The sequence below is a fragment of the Candidatus Planktophila limnetica genome, from assembly GCF_002288365.1.
In the GTDB taxonomy this organism is placed as follows: Bacteria; Actinomycetota; Actinomycetes; order Nanopelagicales; family Nanopelagicaceae; genus Planktophila; species Planktophila limnetica.
Window position 1 is genome coordinate 963,241 of sequence record NZ_CP016782.1, and the last position, 16,473, is coordinate 979,713.

The window sequence follows — 16,473 nt, forward strand, 5'->3', positions numbered from 1 at the left end:
TTTACTTAGGCAGGTTCAAACTATGTAGTCCGCCATCAACAGCGAGGACGGTGCCAGTAGTTGATTTCTGTCCCGGATGCGCTAAATAAATAATTGCATTGGCTACTTCATCTGCGCTAACGAGTCTGCCCATTGGTTGACGCGCTTCAAGTGCTGCACGTTCTTTTGCAGGATCAGCTGCTTGCGATAACAAGCGACCTATCCATGGAGTTTCAGCTGTTCCAGGATTAACACAATTCACTCTGATTTTTTCTGGAAGCAAGTCTGCGGCCATTGCAAGGGTGAGTGACAAGATGGCACCTTTGCTTGCGCTATAGATTGCGCGCTTAGGCAGGCCCACAGTTGCAACAACTGAACATGTATTAACTATTGCTGCATCCGTGCTCTTGCGAAGTAAAGGAAGTGCAGCCGCGCTTACTCGAGATGTGCCAATCACATTTATGTTCAAAACTTTGTTCCACTCTTCAGTGGTTGCAGCTTCTACCCCGCCTTGTGCGCCAATACCTGCGTTATTAATGAGCACGTCAATCTTTGAAACTTTGCCTGCAATACTTGCAAAGGCTTTAGTCACTGATTCATCGCTTCCGATGTCGCACTCAATCCACGTGCCAACACCATCTAACTCCCCGGCGTTTAGATCTAATCCAAAAACTTGCGCGCCTAGTGCTTTTAGCTTCTTAGCAACGGCCAAACCAATTCCCGAGCCTGCACCTGTAATAACAACGTTAAATCCTTGAAAATCTGTACTCATTTACTTTCCGCCTTTCGAGTAAGCAACGAGCCTAGATTCAATTTCGCCAATTCCTTCGATGCCGGTGCGTAGAACATTTCCCGCACACAGATATTTTGGCGGCTTATAGCCAAGTCCTACGCCAAAGGGTGTTCCAGTATTAATAATATCTCCTGGGCATAGCTCCATGAATTGGCTGATGTACCAAATAATATGGTTGATTCCAAAGAGTAGATCATTTGTATTTGAATCTTGACGCATTTGACCATCTACGCTGCACCACAAACGAAGATTAGATCCATTAATTTCATCAGCAGTAACAACACATGGGCCAATCGGATTAAAAGTTGGGAATGATTTTCCTTTAACCCATTGTCCGGAACGCTCTAATTGCCAATGACGTTCGCTGACATCTTGGCTAATGGAATAACCCAAGATATGTTCTGGGGCTTGATCTGGTGACTCCAAATACAGAGCCTTCTTGCCAATCACAATAGCGAGTTCAACTTCATAATCTGTTGCTTCGCTATTTGGTGGAATAACAATGTCATCATTTGGACCAACCACACTGTCCGGTGCCTTCATAAAAATAATTGGCTCTTTAGGAGTCTCTGCGTTGGCTTCTTTAATATGTCCCAAATAATTAAGTCCAACGCAAATAACCTTCGTTGGATTTTGAATTGGCGCACCGATTCGACTCTTACCGAGTGGCTCAGAGGCAAGAGCAGATAAATCGGCAGCCGCTACCTTGCTGAGGGCACCATTTTCTAATTCACTACGTGACCAATCAGAGATGATTGAATCCACAAAAATTACAGTTTCACCAGAAATCACGGCAGCACGTTCTTTTCCAACTGCTCCGATGCGCGCGATTTTCAACGATTCAACTCTCTCTTGAAATAACTGATGAACTTAACCATATCGATGTGCGGGTAGTCCACTTAATCCCGTGCCAGTAACGGCAAGGATTTTTCCTGCTAACCCTTCTTTACTGCGATCAATACCCTGGCTAGCGCTTGTAACAATGAGAACATTTCCATCTGTTCCACCAAATGTGCATGATGTTGGCCTGCTTACTCCCAATTCAATCTCTGTTGCTTTTGTGCCATCAGGTTCATAAATTTCGACACGTCCACCATCCCACAACGCAACAACAATTTTTCCATCGGAGCTAACTGACATTCCATCTGGAATTCCTTTTGAAGTATCAAAGGTAATTAACTCGATTGGATTACTAATACGGCCCTGTACCGAATCAAAATCAAATCTCTTTAGTACTCCTGGAATGCTATCGATGTAATAAAAATAATGAGCATCTGGGCTCCAGCCCATTCCATTTGAAAGTGTGCATTTATCTAAAACACTTCTGTAAGAACCATCTTTTTCTAATACGTATAAAGATCCGCGTTCGGCTTCAAATGAAAGTGCGAGACTGCCTGCCCAGAAACGTCCAACAGGATCAACTTTTCCATCATTCATGCGCATGTCATCTGCAAGAAAAGAGTGCAACTGTGAGAATTTTCCATCGATACCAACAAAGGCAAAACCCTCTTGATTTGCTGCTACGTAATCTCCACCACGGGTGTGAGCAATAGCCCCAACCATTGATGGTGCGCTAAAACTCTGTGTTGCTCCAGTTTCTATATCTGCGGTGTGAAAAATATTTTGCGTGATATCTGTCCACGTTACGCAATTAGTTTGAGGACTCCAGATTGGGCCTTCACCCAAATCAGAAACCACTTCTGAAATCGCTCGAATATTCATGGCTACATAATTCGTGGATCTATATGAACTTTCGGGCCAACTCCAGCACCTTCAATTTTCTTGCCTGATAGAACATCAGAACTCTTTGATAAACCAACTGTTGCAGCAACGATTGGACGTGGATCAATTTCACCACGTGAATAGAAATCAATGGTTCCTTTTAAACCAGGCGATGCTGAGAGAATTCCAACTGCCGTGACATCTTTAAGTACAAGAGATCGACTATCTAGTGTGCTTGGTTCACCTGAAACTCCAATATAAACAACACGTCCGCCCGGTTCTACGCGGGCAAGTGCTTCCGCTGGAATCGCCGCGCTATTTGTGGCATCAATAATGGCATCAAAGCCACCATCTACTTCTTCAAACTCTTGTGTAGAAAAATGCACACCTAAATCTTTAGCTAAAGACAGGGTCGCGGGATTGCGACCAACCATATGCACTTCGGCTCCCATTGCTAGAGCAAATTGCGCGGTAAGCAATCCAATAGTTCCGCTTCCCCACACTAAAACTTTTTTGCCAGGTGCTGCGTGAGCTGCTTGGGCTGATCGCAAAGAGTTCCCGCCAGGTTCGATGAGTGCGCCAATGGTGTCATCAATGGAATCAGGTAGTTCGTGAAGTGCAAACTCAGGAACTAATAATTGTTCAGCAAGTGCTCCTGGCCATCCATTTCTAATTCCGATTTCAAATCTATCGGCACATACATGTTGTAATCCAGATTTGCATCTCTTGCACTTTTGGCATCCCAGCATCGTGTCACCTGTAACACGTTTGCCAATCCATTTTTTATCCACACCATCGCCAACAGTTGAAACTGTGCCACACCATTCGTGACCAAGTCGCATCGGATATTTAGCTTCACCTGTTTGAAAATAAGCCATGTCGCCATTGAAAAATTCAACATCGGTTCCGCATACGCCCGCACGTGCAATATCAATGACAACATGACCTGGCTGTGCAACAGGTGCATCAACTTCTTCAATACTTGATTGACCTGGTGAATGAACTACGAATGCCTTCATAAGAACGCCAATGCTAGACGAAGTATTCACAGCACGGCTATGCTCTTTGAGTGAGAAGTTCGCATTGGTACGCCGGCGACGGTAGAGATGCCTACATTCATCGCGCATGGATGCGCCGCGGTAATCCAGATTCGGCATTCGATGGACGTCCGCAGATCGCAATTGTTAATACCGCATCAGACCTTGCACCCTGCAATACGCACTTAGATGAAATTGCGCAGAGTGTGAAAAATGGAATTTGGGAAGCAGGCGGAGTTCCACTGAACTTGCCAATGATTTCTCTGGGCGAAACACAAGTACGACCAACTGCAATGTTGTGGCGCAACATGGCTGCCATGGCTACAGAAGAAATGATGCGTGCAAATCCAATTGACGGTGCAGTTTTATTAGGTGGTTGCGACAAAACAATTCCTGCATTGTTGATGGGCGCATCATCAGTTGATCTTCCTTCAATTGTTGTTCCAGGCGGTCCAATGTTGACCGGAACTTTTAGAGGTTCTCCACTTGGTTGTGGAACTGATGTGTGGCGCATGAGTGAAGAAGTTCGCGCAGGACTATTAAGTAAAGCTAAATTCTTAGACTCTGAATCAGCAATGATTCGCTCCCGCGGACACTGCAACACAATGGGAACCGCATCCACCATGGGAATTATGGCTGAAGCACTCGGAATGACTCTCCCGGGAGTTGCAGGAACACCGGCTGCAGATAGTCGATTACTACAAGCGGCCCATAACACTGGTCGTCGAATTGTTGAGATGGTTACAAGTGATCTCAAACCAAGTGATGTTATGACTAAGGCTTCTTTTGAAAATGCAATCCTGGCCCTTGCTGCAATTGGTGGGTCAACAAATGCTGTTGTGCATCTGCTAGCAATCGCAGGTCGACTCGGCATAAAACTCAGCCTCGATGATTTTGATCGCATTGGCTCACGAATTCCGCTACTCGTAAACCTTCAGCCTTCTGGAAAGTTCTTGATGGAAGATTTTTATCGTGCTGGCGGCTTAAGCGCAGTATTTAAACAACTTGAAAAACTTCTCAACCCACAAGCCATAACGGTTACTGGAAAATCCATCACATCAACAATTGGCGATGGCGAGATTTTTGACTCTGAAGTTATTAAAAGCATTGATGCTCCCCTACAAAAAGAAGCTGGCATCGCAGTTCTTCGCGGAAATATTGCACCACTTGGTGCGGTCATTAAACCTGCAGCGGCTAGCCCAGCACTACTGAAGCACTCAGGACCTGCACTTGTTTTTGAAAGTATCGAAGATTTTCATGCACGTATTGACTCTGACGATTTAGATGTCACCGCAGATTCTGTTTTGGTTCTGCGCGGTTGCGGACCCAAGGGTTATCCAGGAATGCCAGAAGTTGCCAACATGAAAATTCCAGGAAAATTAGTGGCTCACGGAGTTACTGACATGGTTCGAATTTGCGATGGACGCATGAGTGGCACCGCGTATGGAACAGTTATTTTGCACGTTGCACCCGAATCTGCAGCAGGTGGTCCACTTTCAAAGATTCTATCTGGTGACATCATCGAATTAGATGTTGCAGCTCGCACATTAAATGTGAAGGTTTCAGAATCTGAGCTTGCCGCTCGTAAAGCGTCTGTAGCCACTGAAAATGCATATGCGAATCCAGATCGCGGATGGCAGAGAATGTATATCGATCACGTCATGCAAGCAGATACAGGTGCAGACCTAGATTTCTTAATTGGTTCTAGCGGCTCTGACGTGACGCGCGAATCGCACTAAATTTGTGCACTGCAATACCAGCAATTAATCCCCAGAATGGTGAGCCAATGCCCCACCCTGAAACACCAGAAATTGTTACTAAGAAAGTTACAACTGCAGAATCTCTAAAGTCTTTTTCCTCAAGTGCATCAGTAAGTGCGGCTGTAATAACTGGCAAGAGTGCAAGGCCAGCAAGAATTGCTGTGAGTTCAACTGGAAATGCACCGAATAGAGCTGAAAAGATTCCAGCAAAGAGCGCAGCGACACAATAGGCAACACCAGATACAACACCTGCGAAGTAGCGAGTCTTTGGATTTGGATCACTGTCCGGTGAAATAGCAATTGTTGCTGTCATCGCAGATAAATTAACTCCAGCACCACCGAAGCCAGCGCCTAATAACGACAATGTGCCACCGAAGTGAACGATTTGATTAACAGGAGCTTTGTAGTGAACCGCCTTGAGCAGGGCAATACCTGGCGCGTTTTGAGTTGTCATCACCACTAAGAAAATTGGAATTGTTAGTGTGAATAAAGATCCTAATGAAAATGTTGGGTTTGTCCAGACAGGTGTAACGACTTCAAAATCAAGGGGTGGTACATCAATTTTTGATTGTGCAATCACAGTTATTAAACCAACGGCAAATGAAGCCAATACCGGTGCTCGCCACTTAAGAGTCCGTCCAAGGAAGAAAACAGCGAGCATTAACAATCCCATTAATGGATTAATACGAGTGGATGTAAAGATGCGCGTTCCAAAGGTCAGTAACACACCTGCAAGCATCGCCATAATGATTGCGTGGGGAATAGATTGCATTAATTTATTGAAAATTCCTGTATACCCGACGATCATCAACAGAATTGAAGCCCCAAAATACGCACCGATAACTTCTGAAAACGGGTGATCTACTAAACCTGTAACTAGCAGAGCCGTGGTCGTTGATGCCCAAGAGCCGATAATTGGAATTCCAAAACGAAGAGTGAGCAATAAACCGAAGAGACCAGAACCTAAGAAAACAGCAAAGAGCCACGAGTTCGTTAACTCAATGGGCAATTTTCCAGCAGCTGCTGCTTGATACAAAATAGCAATAGGCCCAGTGGTAGATACAAAGACAACTAGAAATCCAGATAGTAAAGCTGTCCATGATGCTGCTTTAGGTAGATTGCGAAGATTATGTGCGAGTGCTTTAAATAGTGGGAGATCTGTCGTTCCAGATTCGACCTCAGACATTACTTCGCGAATCTATTGATCGTACGAACGTGAGAAGGATTAAGTTCGGATACTGATTTAACACCGAGTAATTTCATAGTGCGGTAAACCTGAGAACTCAAAATTTCAATTGAGCGATCAACGCCATCTCGTCCACCAGCCATCAAGCCGTACAAATACGCACGACCAATCCATGTGAAGTTTGCACCATTTGCAAGGGCGGCAACGATGTCGGCACCATGCATGATTCCTGTGTCCATATGAAGTTCGGCTTTCTTACCAATCTTTTTGCGAACCTCTGGAAGTAATAAAAATGGAACAGGTGCGCGATCTAATTGGCGACCGCCATGGTTAGACAAGATTATTGCGTCGGCTCCGGCGCTAACAGATTTGACTGCATCATCGACGTTTTGAATTCCCTTAACAACGAGCTTGCCCTTCCAGTTTTTGCGAATCCACTTCAAATCTTCAAAGGTCACTGTTGGATCAAACATTGAATCGAGAAGTTCTGCCACGGTGCCATTCCATGCGTCCATAGATGCAAACTTCAATGGATCTGTAGTGAGAAAATTAAGCCACCAGGCCGGTCGTGGGATTGCATTTAAAATTGTCTTAGATGTCAGTGAGGGTGGGATTGTCATTCCGTTTCGCACATCGCGAAGTCGAGCACCAGCAACTGGTACATCTACAGTTAAAACAAGAGTGTCAAAGCCTGCAGCTTTTGCACGATCGACTAGTGCCATTGAACGATCGCGGTCTTTCCACATATATAACTGGAACCAATTACGCCCATGGGGTGCTGCAGCAGCAACATCTTCAATTGAACGCGTACCCATAGTTGAAAGCGTGTAAGGAATCCCGGCATCGGCAGCAGCTGTACACCCTGCGATTTCGCCTTCGGTCTGCATCATGCGAGTAAATCCTGTTGGAGCGATTCCAAATGGTAATGAGTGCTTGCGACCGAGCATCGTTACGGATGCATCAACCTTTGAAACATCGCGCAATACATTTGGAATAAATTCGATCTCTTCAAAAGTTTTACGTGCACGAGTCAAACTAATCTCTTGATCTGCAGATCCATCGGTGTAATCAAATGGGGCTTGTGGAGTGCGGCGTTTAGCAATCGCTCGAAGATCATAAATTGTGAGCGCGCGAGTGAGTCTGCGCTTTTTTGCACTAAAGATTGGCTTTCTAAACTTTAGGAGTGCTGCAAGATCGCCGATATGAGGAATGCGGCGCTTAACTTTTACTCTAGTTCTAGAACCAGATTGAGCCATCGCTTACCTCTCCTTTTTCTTTACGAAAAAAACAACAACGTTCGTAGCCCCGAAGGGATTCGAACCCTCGTAGCTGGCTTGAGAAGCCAGAGTCCTAGGCCGCTAGACGACGGGGCCCTAGTTTTTTCTTCTTTAAAACTTAGTTCGCTGGGGTACCAGGACTCGAACCTAGACTTACTGAACCAGAATCAGCAGGGCTGCCAATTACCCCATACCCCAAAATAGGCAGTGCAAAGAATACCGCACCAATTAGAGCGTTAACGACGCTGCAATACGCGCCAGCGATACCTCTTTACCAAGTAACTCCATTGATTCAAATAGCGGTGGAGAAATTGTGCTGCCAGTAGTTGCAATACGAATTGCGGTAAATGCAATGCGTGGCTTGAGTCCCATCTCTTCGATCAAGCTTGCACGAAGTGCTGCTTCGATGCTGTCATGGTTCCACGTTGCTAGTGGCTCTAATTCTTTCAGTGAGCGCTTAAGAACATCTTTTGAAACTTGATCGGCGATTTTTGAAACGCTCTCTGCTTCCACCTCAAATTTTTTCACAAATAGAAATTTCAGCATCTGCGGAACTTCATCGAGTTTAACGATGCGCTCTTGAATAATTGGAAGGGCAGCCTTTACTAATGCGACTTCGCTATCGGTGCCTGTAATGATGCCTGCTTTTGTTAAAAATGGAAGTGACCACTTCAAAAACTCATCCAGTGTCAAGGCACGGATCTTGTCTCCATTGATTGCTTCGAGTTTTTTCATATCAAAGCGAGCAGGTGAAGAGTGAACCTTTTCAACTGTGAATAGTTCGCACAGCTCTTTCATCGTGATGTTTTCACGATCATCTCCCGGTGACCAACCCAACAGTGCTAAATAATTACAGATTGCCTCAGGCAAATAACCTTGCTCGCGATACCACGCGATTGAAACTTCGCCGTTTCGCTTAGATAGCTTTGCGTTGTCTTGTCCCATGACAAATGGCAAGTGAGCAAAGACTGGATAATCATCGGTCTTAACACCCATCGCTTGATACACGCGAATCTGACGTGGTGTCGATGAGAGTAAGTCTTCCCCACGTAATACGTGTGTGACCTTCATCAAAACATCATCGACTGCAACTGCAAGTGTGTAGAGCGGTGAACCATCTGCGCGAACTAAAACAAAGTCAGGGACAAACTTGTGATCAAAGGCTACTTCACCGCGAATTTCATCAACAAAAGTTGTTGATCCATCTGGCATGCGCATACGCACGACAGCTTCGCGACCTTCAGCCTTGTAAGCAGCTACTTGTTCTGCAGTTAAATCGCGGCACTTTCCGTCATAACCAGGTGCAACATTGGCAGCGCGTTGTGCTTCACGAGTCGCTTCTAACTCAGCGGGTGTGCAATAGCAGTGATAGGCATCTTTTTGATCTAGAAATGTTTGTGCCCACTTCGCATAAATATCTAAACGTTGTGATTGCAGGTATGGGCCGTTGTCTCCACCAACTTCTGGACCCTCATCCCAATTGAGTCCAAGCCACTTGAGCGTATCTATCGCTGCTTGAATATATTCATCTGTTACGCGAGTGGTATCTGTATCTTCAATGCGAAAAAGAAATGTTCCGCCTGTATGACGTGCATATGCCCAATCAAATAAAGCAGTGCGAATATTTCCAACGTGTAGATCACCAGTTGGCGACGGTGCGAAACGTACCTTTACTTTTTTAGCCACGCGCACTCACTCGATTCGTTAACTCGCCTAAACCTTCGATGGCAACAGTAACGCTTCCTTGAGGTTGTATTGGTCCAATGCCCGCTGGCGTTCCGGTAAGAATTACATCGCCAGGTAACAGAGTCATTACTTGAGAAACAAATTGCACAATTTCGGCAACTCCAAAGATCATCTGATTCAAATGCGCGTCCTGCTTTAATTCATTATTCACCGTTGCCGTAATTCGTTGTGTGCCCGGGATGAAATCTGTGTCAATCCAAGGGCCAAGTGGACAGAATGTGTCAAAGCCTTTTGCACGGCTCCACTGACCATCTTTTTTCTGCAAATCACGAGCAGTTACATCATTAGCAACTGTGTAACCAAAAATAACATCGTTAACTCGCTCGCGTGGAACATCTTTACAAATTCGACCAATAACAATTGCTAATTCAGCTTCATGATCTACTCGTTCTGACATGGCTGGCCAGACGATTGTGTCGTTAGGTCCGATGACAGATGTATTTGGTTTTAGGAAAATTATCGGTTCACTTGGAACTTCTGAACCCATCTCGGCTGCATGGTCTGCATAATTCTTTCCAATGCAGACAACTTTGCTCCGTGGGATAACTGGGGCGAGCAAGCGAACATCAGATAACTGTGTGACTGCTCCAGTTTTGCTCACGCCAGCATAAATAGGATCTCCAGCGATTACTGAGATATTTGTTCCGTCTTCTTCGAGCAGACCAAAGAGAGGATCAGTACCTAATCCAGAGTTTGGTCCAGGAGAAAAACGAACAATTCGCATTGCTAAATTGTATCGGGGGTATTAGCCAATGGCTAAAGCGTAGAAATTTCCCCGTTATCTGCGCAATAAAAGAGAGTCGCGCTTGCAGAAAAATCACGAAGCACACCAGCACCGGATGGCTTTTGACCAACAACTACAACGCTTTCAATTCCAGCGATTCCAGATGCCGTTGCTACTGTAAATACTGAATCGCATGCATCAAGGGTTAATGATGGTGTTGCAATGTTTACAGCAACATATGTGCGTCCTGTGTTATCTCGAAGCGCGGCTGCTTGCGCAGCACCGGTGCGCTTAAGAGTTGCTGAGGCAAGAGTTAACAACTTCTGGTCTTCGGGATTACTAAAGCTTGTCATTTCCAGCACTTTCTATCTTCTCAATTAATACGCTACTAATTCTACGACGTCTTCCTACTGGTCGCTCGGAGGTAATTAAGTAATCCCCCACAGTAATTGTGCTTCCAGCAATTGGAACACGTCCAAGTTTTTGCGCCATCAGTCCACCAATGGTGTCCACATCTTCAAAATCAACTTCAGCTATTTCAATACCTAATTCATCAGCCAAATCTTCAATATGTAGTGTCGCCTTTGCACGTGCCTTGCCTTCAGAAACCCATGTAAATGCTTCAACACCATCGTCGAATTCATCAGCAATTTCGCCAACAATTTCTTCGAGAATATCTTCAATAGTGATAATTCCTGCGGTGCCACCATATTCATCAACCACAATGGCTAAGTGAATCTGATCGCGCTGCATCTCTTTCAGTAAATCTGCTGCAATTTTGCTCTCAGGAACAAAGGTTGCGGGGCGCATGTGTTGTTCAACGCGTTCGTTTGTTTCTGCTTCATGATGATCAAGGGTGCGTCGTGCTAAGTCTTTTACATATGCAATACCAATGATTTTATCGATGCTGTCACCGACAACTGGAACGCGTGAGAAGCCCGAACGAAGTGCAAGAGATAAGGCTTGACGCAGAGATTTATCTTTTTCAATCCAGACCATGTCTGTGCGAGGAACCATCAATTCACGAACTAACGTGTCACCTAATTCAAATACTGAGTGAATCATTTCGTGTTCATCTGATTCAACGAGCCCACGTTCATGTGCTTGATCCACTAAATCGCGAAGTTCTGCTTCATTTGTAAAGGGACCAGTTCTAAATCCAACACCTGGTGTAATCGCGTTACCAATTGCAATAAGTAACTTCGTCACTGGTCCCAAAATAAATGCTAGAAAGAAAGCAACGCCAATTCCTGCTCGCGCCCACGTATGAGGGTGTTGCTTACCTAATGTACGAGGCCCAACGCCAACTACAACGTAGGAAATAATGACCATAATCAAAACTGTGAGCGCCATTGCTTGTGCAGATGGATAATTTCGAAGCAAAATGGAGGCAAGCAAGACAGTTGCTGTTAATTCGCATGTTTTACGAACAAGCAAAATTACGTTGAGGTATTTAGCTGGTTGCTTGCTAAATTTTTTAAGTAACTCTCCCCCACGCTTACTCTCAAGGGCCTCAATGAGCACACGTGATATCGATGTCAGTGCTGATTCAGTTGCGGCTAAGAAACCTGCAAAACTCAATAGAAGAATGATTGCAACAATTGCATAGGGACTCATTGCATCTCCTCCCATTCACTCACAATCGTTTCTTGCAGAGCAAACATCACGCCTTCATCTTCAATATCTTCGTGGTCATAACCAAGTATGTGCAGCAAGCCATGTGTAGCCAAGATAAAAATCTCGTGGTTAATGCTGTGACCAGCTTTTGTTGCCTGATCTTCGGCAAATCGTGGTGAGATAACAATGTCACCAAGAGTTACAGGATCATCTCCGCTTTCTGGCATATCCATAGGAAATGAAAGAACATCGGTACTTCCAGGTAAATCCATCCATTTAATGTGAAGCTCTTGCATCTCTTTGTCATCAATGAAAGTTAAGTTCAGATCGCAATCAGGGTGCAGTTCTAATTTTCCATACGCATAAGTGAGCAGGGAGAGACATTTATCGCTAGGGACTAATTGTCCAGAGCGATTAGTAATTTCTATTGTCATGTGTTTCGAATAGGCCTTGGGACTTGCTTATTTTCATCAAAAGTATCGTATGCCTTCACAATGTCACCGATAAGTCGGTGGCGAACAACATCTTCTGCAGTTAGCTCCAAGAATGCGATGTCATCAATGTTATTAAGGATATTGCGAACCACGCGCAATCCAGAGTGCTGAAGATTTGGAAGATCTACCTGGGTCACATCGCCTGTGATAACCATCTTGGAACCGAATCCCAGACGAGTTAAAAACATCTTCATCTGTTCTGGAGTTGTGTTCTGCGCTTCATCCAAAATAACAAAAGCATCATTGAGGGTGCGACCGCGCATATAGGCAAGAGGTGCTACTTCAATTACTCCTGATTGCATCAAACGTGGAATTGAATCCGGATCGATCATGTCGTGTAGCGCATCAAAGAGGGGGCGAAGGTATGGATCAATTTTATCGCTTAGTGTGCCTGGTAAGAATCCTAAGTGTTCGCCGGCTTCAACTGCTGGACGCGTAAGAACAATTCTGTTTACCTTTTTATTTTGAAGCGCAGATACTGCCTTGGCCATTGCAAGATAAGTCTTTCCTGTTCCGGCTGGACCAATTCCAAAAGTAATTGTGTTCTCTTCAATAGCTTCTACGTAACGCTTTTGATTGGCAGTCTTTGGACGAATAGTACGTCCGCGGTTGCTAACAATGTTAAGAGATAAAACTTCGGCTGGATGCTCTTGTGGCTCTTGTGCAAGCATTGCGATGGAGCGCGTGATGGCATCGGTTGTAACAATTTGTCCTGAGCGGATCACAACTAGAAGTTCTGAGAAGAGCTTTTCTACAGCGGCGCATTCTGCATGCGGACCGCGCAATGTAATTTCATTTCCACGCACTGTTATTGCAACGGAAGGAAAGGCTGCTTCAACAATTCGTAGGTTGTCATCGTGGGTGCCAATGAGTGAAACCATTGAAATGGCTGGCGGAACCGTGACTAGAGTGCGCTGCATATTGAGCGAAATACTACTTTTAACCTGGCGGCCAGGCGAGTCCACGCCCGCCTATGAGATGCATGTGAGCGTGAAAAACACTCTGACCGGCTGCTTCGCCAGTGTTAAAAACGGTGCGATAACCAGTGAGTCCGCGTTGTTCGGCAATCTCTGCAGCGGCAGTAAACAAAGCAGCCGTGATGGTGCCAGAAATCTTTGCGAGACCAGCGATATTTTCTGTGTGAACCGTAGGAATTAATAACACATGAGTTGGCGCTTGCGGATTAATGTCATTAAATGCGACGACGTTTTCATTTCGAAAAACTATGTCGGCAGGAATCTCTCCTTCGATGATCTTGCAAAACAAGCAATTTGGATCTAGCGCCATATCGTCACCATACTTTAAGGAGGGCGTTTACAGCGCTCATTGCTGCAAGACCCGCATGCGCACTTCGCAAAATTGGGCGCCCCATCAATGCAACCTTGGCTCCAGCAGAGGTGAAGAGTTCGTGCTCCTCATTTGTGATTCCACCTTCTGGGCCAATAATTATCATGACTTTTGCAGACTCTGAGTATTTTTTAGTGATAATTTCTGAAACTTTACTCGTCGCGCTCTCATGGAAAACCAAAACGAGATCGTGTTCGGCAATTAGTTCAACCACCTTGGAAGTATTTGCCACATCAGTAACTTCTGGAATAAACAGACGGCGAGATTGCTTACTTGCTTCACGAGCAGTTACTTGTAGTTTTTCAATCCCTTTTTCCGCTTTACCAATAGAGCGCTGCGCTGACCACGGAATAATTGTGTCAACGCCACCTTCGGTGAGCAGCTCAATACACTCTTTTAAACGATCACCTTTGGGAAGAGCCTGAACCACAGTAAATGAAATTTCCAGAGGGTCTTGCATACCAGTTTCGATTACTTCTACTTCAAGTGACTTCTTTTTAACTGCATATATTTTTACCTTCGACCAAGCACCTAGTCCATCTGAGAGCATAAATGTCTCGCCAGCACTCATTCGTAATACGCGAATTGCGTGTTGGGCGTCATCTGAATCAAATTCATAGCTAGAGCCCACCTTGCGTGGAAGATCGTCAACAAAAAATAGAGTCAACATAATTAGCGGTGAAACGCTCCCCTGAGTTTTCCAAATAATCCACCCTCGCGATTACTCAAATGCACATCGCCTTGCTTTTCACCACGTGCATCGGCAAATTTTTGCAACAGCTCTTCTTGCTCACGATTAAGTTTTAGAGGTGTTTGAACTTCAACATGGACAATCAGATCACCACGTGAGGAAGTACGCAGGTGTGTCACACCTTTCCCCTTAAGTACGATAGGTGAACCACTTTGAATACCCGGCTTAATTTCAACATCAATGGTTCCGTCCAGGCCTTCTACTTGAACATGAGTACCAAGTGCTGCATGTGCCATTGAAATTCCGATTTGAAGATGTAAATCATCGCCATCTCGAACTAAAAATTCGTGAGGGCGTTCAACTATTTCTACGTATAAATCACCGGCTGGTCCACCACCAGGTCCAACTTCACCGCGACCAGACATTTGAATTCGATTACCCGTTTCAACTCCTGCTGGAATCTTGATGTTAATTGTTTGACGAGCACGCACACGACCATCACCAGCACACTCGCGACAAGGACGGGAAATAACAGAACCGAAACCATTACACGTATTACATGGACGAGATGTCATCACCTGTCCGAGAATTGAACGCGTTACTTGTTGAGTTTCACCACGTCCTTTACAGACCACACACATTTCAGGGTGAGTGTTATCTGCGCATCCAGTTGCTTGGCACTCTTCACATGCAACAGCGCTTTCTAAAGTGATATCTCTTTCTGTTCCAAAGGCTGCTTCATATAAATCAACTTCGACTCGGATCAGTGCATCTTGTCCTGCGCGTACTCGCGGACGTGGTCCGCGACTTCCGCCGCCACCAAAGAATGCATCCATGATGTCGCCAAAGCCACTGCCACCACCAAAGCCACCAAATCCGCTACCACCTGAGTCATACATCTGACGTTTTTGTGGATCACTTAAAGTTTCATATGCAGCAGTTACTTCTTTGAATTTTTCTTGTGTGTGCGGATCAGGATTTACATCAGGATGTAATTCGCGAGCTAACTTTCGATATGCACGTTTAATCTCATCTGCTGATGAATCGCGCGATACTCCTAAAACGTCGTAATGATCTGCCACTTACGCACCCTCATTGAGATAGCGACCGACGTAACGAGCAACGGCTGAAACTGCTGCAATAGAACCCGCGTAATCCATACGTGTAGGCCCCAAAACCCCAAGTGCACCTAGAGGTGAATCCGTTGCGCCATATCCGACTGTGACAAGGGAAGTTGTTCTCAAATTTCGCTCACTCTGTTCTGTGCCAATTCGAACCTGAACATTTTCTCCAGCATCTCCAAGTAAACGTAACAAAACAACTTGTTCTTCGAGTGCTTCTAATACTGGATGAATATTTGTTGAGAAATCTTCACTAAAGCGCGCAAGGTTTGCAGTTCCGGCCAATACAACTTTTTCTTCTGGGCGCTCCATTGCCATTTCAATCAGAGCTGAAATCACAACTGCAACGTTTTTTCTATCGGCTGCGCTGTAGCTCTCTAAAATGCCTGAGATTCGATCTGCGACATCTGGTAAACGCTGTCCCATCACTGCATTATTTAATTGATTGCGCAGAGTAGACAAGAACAGATCCGAAACATCGCCTGCGAGCTCAAGCACACGTTGTTCGACGCGACCTGAATCAGTAATCAAAATCATCATCAATCGAGAAGGTGTCAGCGCAACGAGTTCCACGTGGCGCACACGTGATTTCACCATTGATGGGTATTGAACAACTGCAACCTGCTTTGTGACATCTGCAAGCAGACGAACCGTGCGCAGTACAACATCGTCTAGATCAAGTGCGCCTTCTAAAAATGTTTCGATAGCGCGGCGTTCGGCGCTAGATAAAGGTTTGACTGTCGCTAACTTATCTACGAATACGCGGTAACCAAGATCTGTTGGAATACGTCCAGCACTTGTATGCGGATGAGTAATCAAGCCTTCATCTTCTAGTACAGCCATTTCATTTCGAATAGTTGCCGGTGAAATTCCTAGGCCACTGCGCGCAGCAATAGATTTTGAACCTACGGGTTCTTGTGTCAAGACGTATTCATCGACAATTGCGCGCAGAATTTCTAAACGGCGTACTGACACGAGC

17 protein-coding genes and 2 tRNA genes are annotated in these 16,473 nt (G+C 45.2%); 1 reads left to right on the top strand and 18 read right to left on the bottom strand.

The genetic code is table 11. From position 1 onward, the window contains the following. Window position 1 precedes the first annotated feature (1 nt). From PHILAsVB114_RS05035 to PHILAsVB114_RS05050, 4 genes are read right to left on the bottom strand one after another with little or no spacing between them, the layout of a single operon-like run. On the bottom strand, window positions 2–751 hold the full coding sequence (locus tag PHILAsVB114_RS05035; RefSeq protein WP_095698288.1) for an SDR family NAD(P)-dependent oxidoreductase: 750 nt from the start codon (window positions 749–751) through the stop codon (window positions 2–4). Further along, window positions 752–1,609, bottom strand: a complete 858-nt coding sequence (locus PHILAsVB114_RS05040; protein ID WP_095698289.1) for a fumarylacetoacetate hydrolase family protein — start codon at window positions 1,607–1,609, stop codon at window positions 752–754. Between the two features lie 33 nt (window positions 1,610–1,642). After that, window positions 1,643–2,494, bottom strand: coding sequence for an SMP-30/gluconolactonase/LRE family protein (locus PHILAsVB114_RS05045; RefSeq protein ID WP_095698290.1), 852 nt, complete (start codon window positions 2,492–2,494; stop codon window positions 1,643–1,645). Between the two features lie 2 nt (window positions 2,495–2,496). Further along, complete coding sequence (locus tag PHILAsVB114_RS05050; protein ID WP_204246770.1) at window positions 2,497–3,543, bottom strand: zinc-dependent alcohol dehydrogenase; 1,047 nt, start codon at window positions 3,541–3,543, stop codon at window positions 2,497–2,499. A 20-nt stretch (window positions 3,544–3,563) separates the two neighbouring features. Between PHILAsVB114_RS05050 and PHILAsVB114_RS05055 the strand changes: the two genes are divergently transcribed. Beyond that, window positions 3,564–5,270, top strand: a complete 1,707-nt coding sequence (locus tag PHILAsVB114_RS05055; protein WP_095698291.1) for an IlvD/Edd family dehydratase — start codon at window positions 3,564–3,566, stop codon at window positions 5,268–5,270. On the opposite strand, the gene PHILAsVB114_RS05060 is transcribed toward PHILAsVB114_RS05055, so the two are convergent. The 14 genes from PHILAsVB114_RS05060 to hrcA form a co-directional block, all read right to left on the bottom strand. After that, window positions 5,236–6,477, bottom strand: a complete 1,242-nt coding sequence (locus tag PHILAsVB114_RS05060; RefSeq protein WP_095698292.1) for a benzoate/H(+) symporter BenE family transporter — start codon at window positions 6,475–6,477, stop codon at window positions 5,236–5,238. The two genes, PHILAsVB114_RS05055 and PHILAsVB114_RS05060, sit on opposite strands and share 35 nt — an antisense overlap. After that, window positions 6,477–7,733, bottom strand: coding sequence for an alpha-hydroxy acid oxidase (locus PHILAsVB114_RS05065; RefSeq protein WP_095698293.1), 1,257 nt, complete (start codon window positions 7,731–7,733; stop codon window positions 6,477–6,479). The genes PHILAsVB114_RS05060 and PHILAsVB114_RS05065 overlap by 1 nt, the downstream gene beginning before the upstream one ends. 44 nt (window positions 7,734–7,777) lie before the next feature. After that, window positions 7,778–7,850, bottom strand: a tRNA-Glu gene (locus PHILAsVB114_RS05070). 30 nt (window positions 7,851–7,880) lie between these two features. Further along, window positions 7,881–7,952, bottom strand: a tRNA-Gln gene (locus PHILAsVB114_RS05075). Between the two features lie 30 nt (window positions 7,953–7,982). After that, window positions 7,983–9,446 carry a glutamate--tRNA ligase gene (gene gltX, locus PHILAsVB114_RS05080; RefSeq protein WP_095698294.1) on the bottom strand — a complete coding sequence of 488 codons (1,464 nt, stop codon included), beginning with the start codon at window positions 9,444–9,446 and terminating at the stop codon, window positions 7,983–7,985. Further along, entirely contained in the window at window positions 9,433–10,224 is a 792-nt protein-coding gene (locus PHILAsVB114_RS05085) for a fumarylacetoacetate hydrolase family protein (RefSeq protein WP_095698295.1), read from the bottom strand. The genes gltX and PHILAsVB114_RS05085 overlap by 14 nt, the downstream gene beginning before the upstream one ends. Window positions 10,225–10,256: 32 nt before the next feature. Next, window positions 10,257–10,577: a cytidine deaminase-like protein gene (locus tag PHILAsVB114_RS05090; protein ID WP_095698296.1), complete on the bottom strand. Its 321-nt coding sequence runs from the start codon at window positions 10,575–10,577 to the stop codon at window positions 10,257–10,259. Continuing rightward, window positions 10,564–11,841, bottom strand: coding sequence for a hemolysin family protein (locus tag PHILAsVB114_RS05095; RefSeq protein WP_204246772.1), 1,278 nt, complete (start codon window positions 11,839–11,841; stop codon window positions 10,564–10,566). The genes PHILAsVB114_RS05090 and PHILAsVB114_RS05095 overlap by 14 nt, the downstream gene beginning before the upstream one ends. Further along, the gene (gene ybeY, locus PHILAsVB114_RS05100) at window positions 11,838–12,275 is read right to left on the bottom strand and encodes an rRNA maturation RNase YbeY (protein ID WP_095698298.1); all 438 of its coding nucleotides are present in this window, start codon (window positions 12,273–12,275) and stop codon (window positions 11,838–11,840) included. Before ybeY ends, PHILAsVB114_RS05095 begins: the two co-directional genes overlap by 4 nt. Then, window positions 12,272–13,255 carry a PhoH family protein gene (locus PHILAsVB114_RS05105; RefSeq protein WP_095698299.1) on the bottom strand — a complete coding sequence of 328 codons (984 nt, stop codon included), beginning with the start codon at window positions 13,253–13,255 and terminating at the stop codon, window positions 12,272–12,274. The genes ybeY and PHILAsVB114_RS05105 overlap by 4 nt, the downstream gene beginning before the upstream one ends. 19 nt (window positions 13,256–13,274) lie before the next feature. Continuing rightward, window positions 13,275–13,622 carry a histidine triad nucleotide-binding protein gene (locus tag PHILAsVB114_RS05110; RefSeq protein WP_095698300.1) on the bottom strand — a complete coding sequence of 116 codons (348 nt, stop codon included), beginning with the start codon at window positions 13,620–13,622 and terminating at the stop codon, window positions 13,275–13,277. Window positions 13,623–13,626: 4 nt separating this feature from the next. After that, on the bottom strand, window positions 13,627–14,352 hold the full coding sequence (locus PHILAsVB114_RS05115) for a 16S rRNA (uracil(1498)-N(3))-methyltransferase (protein WP_095698301.1): 726 nt from the start codon (window positions 14,350–14,352) through the stop codon (window positions 13,627–13,629). A gap of 2 nt (window positions 14,353–14,354) precedes the next feature. Then, window positions 14,355–15,455 carry a molecular chaperone DnaJ gene (gene dnaJ / locus PHILAsVB114_RS05120; protein WP_095698302.1) on the bottom strand — a complete coding sequence of 367 codons (1,101 nt, stop codon included), beginning with the start codon at window positions 15,453–15,455 and terminating at the stop codon, window positions 14,355–14,357. After that, complete coding sequence (gene hrcA / locus PHILAsVB114_RS05125; protein ID WP_095698303.1) at window positions 15,456–16,469, bottom strand: heat-inducible transcriptional repressor HrcA; 1,014 nt, start codon at window positions 16,467–16,469, stop codon at window positions 15,456–15,458. It abuts the gene before it with no gap. Window positions 16,470–16,473 lie beyond the last annotated feature (4 nt).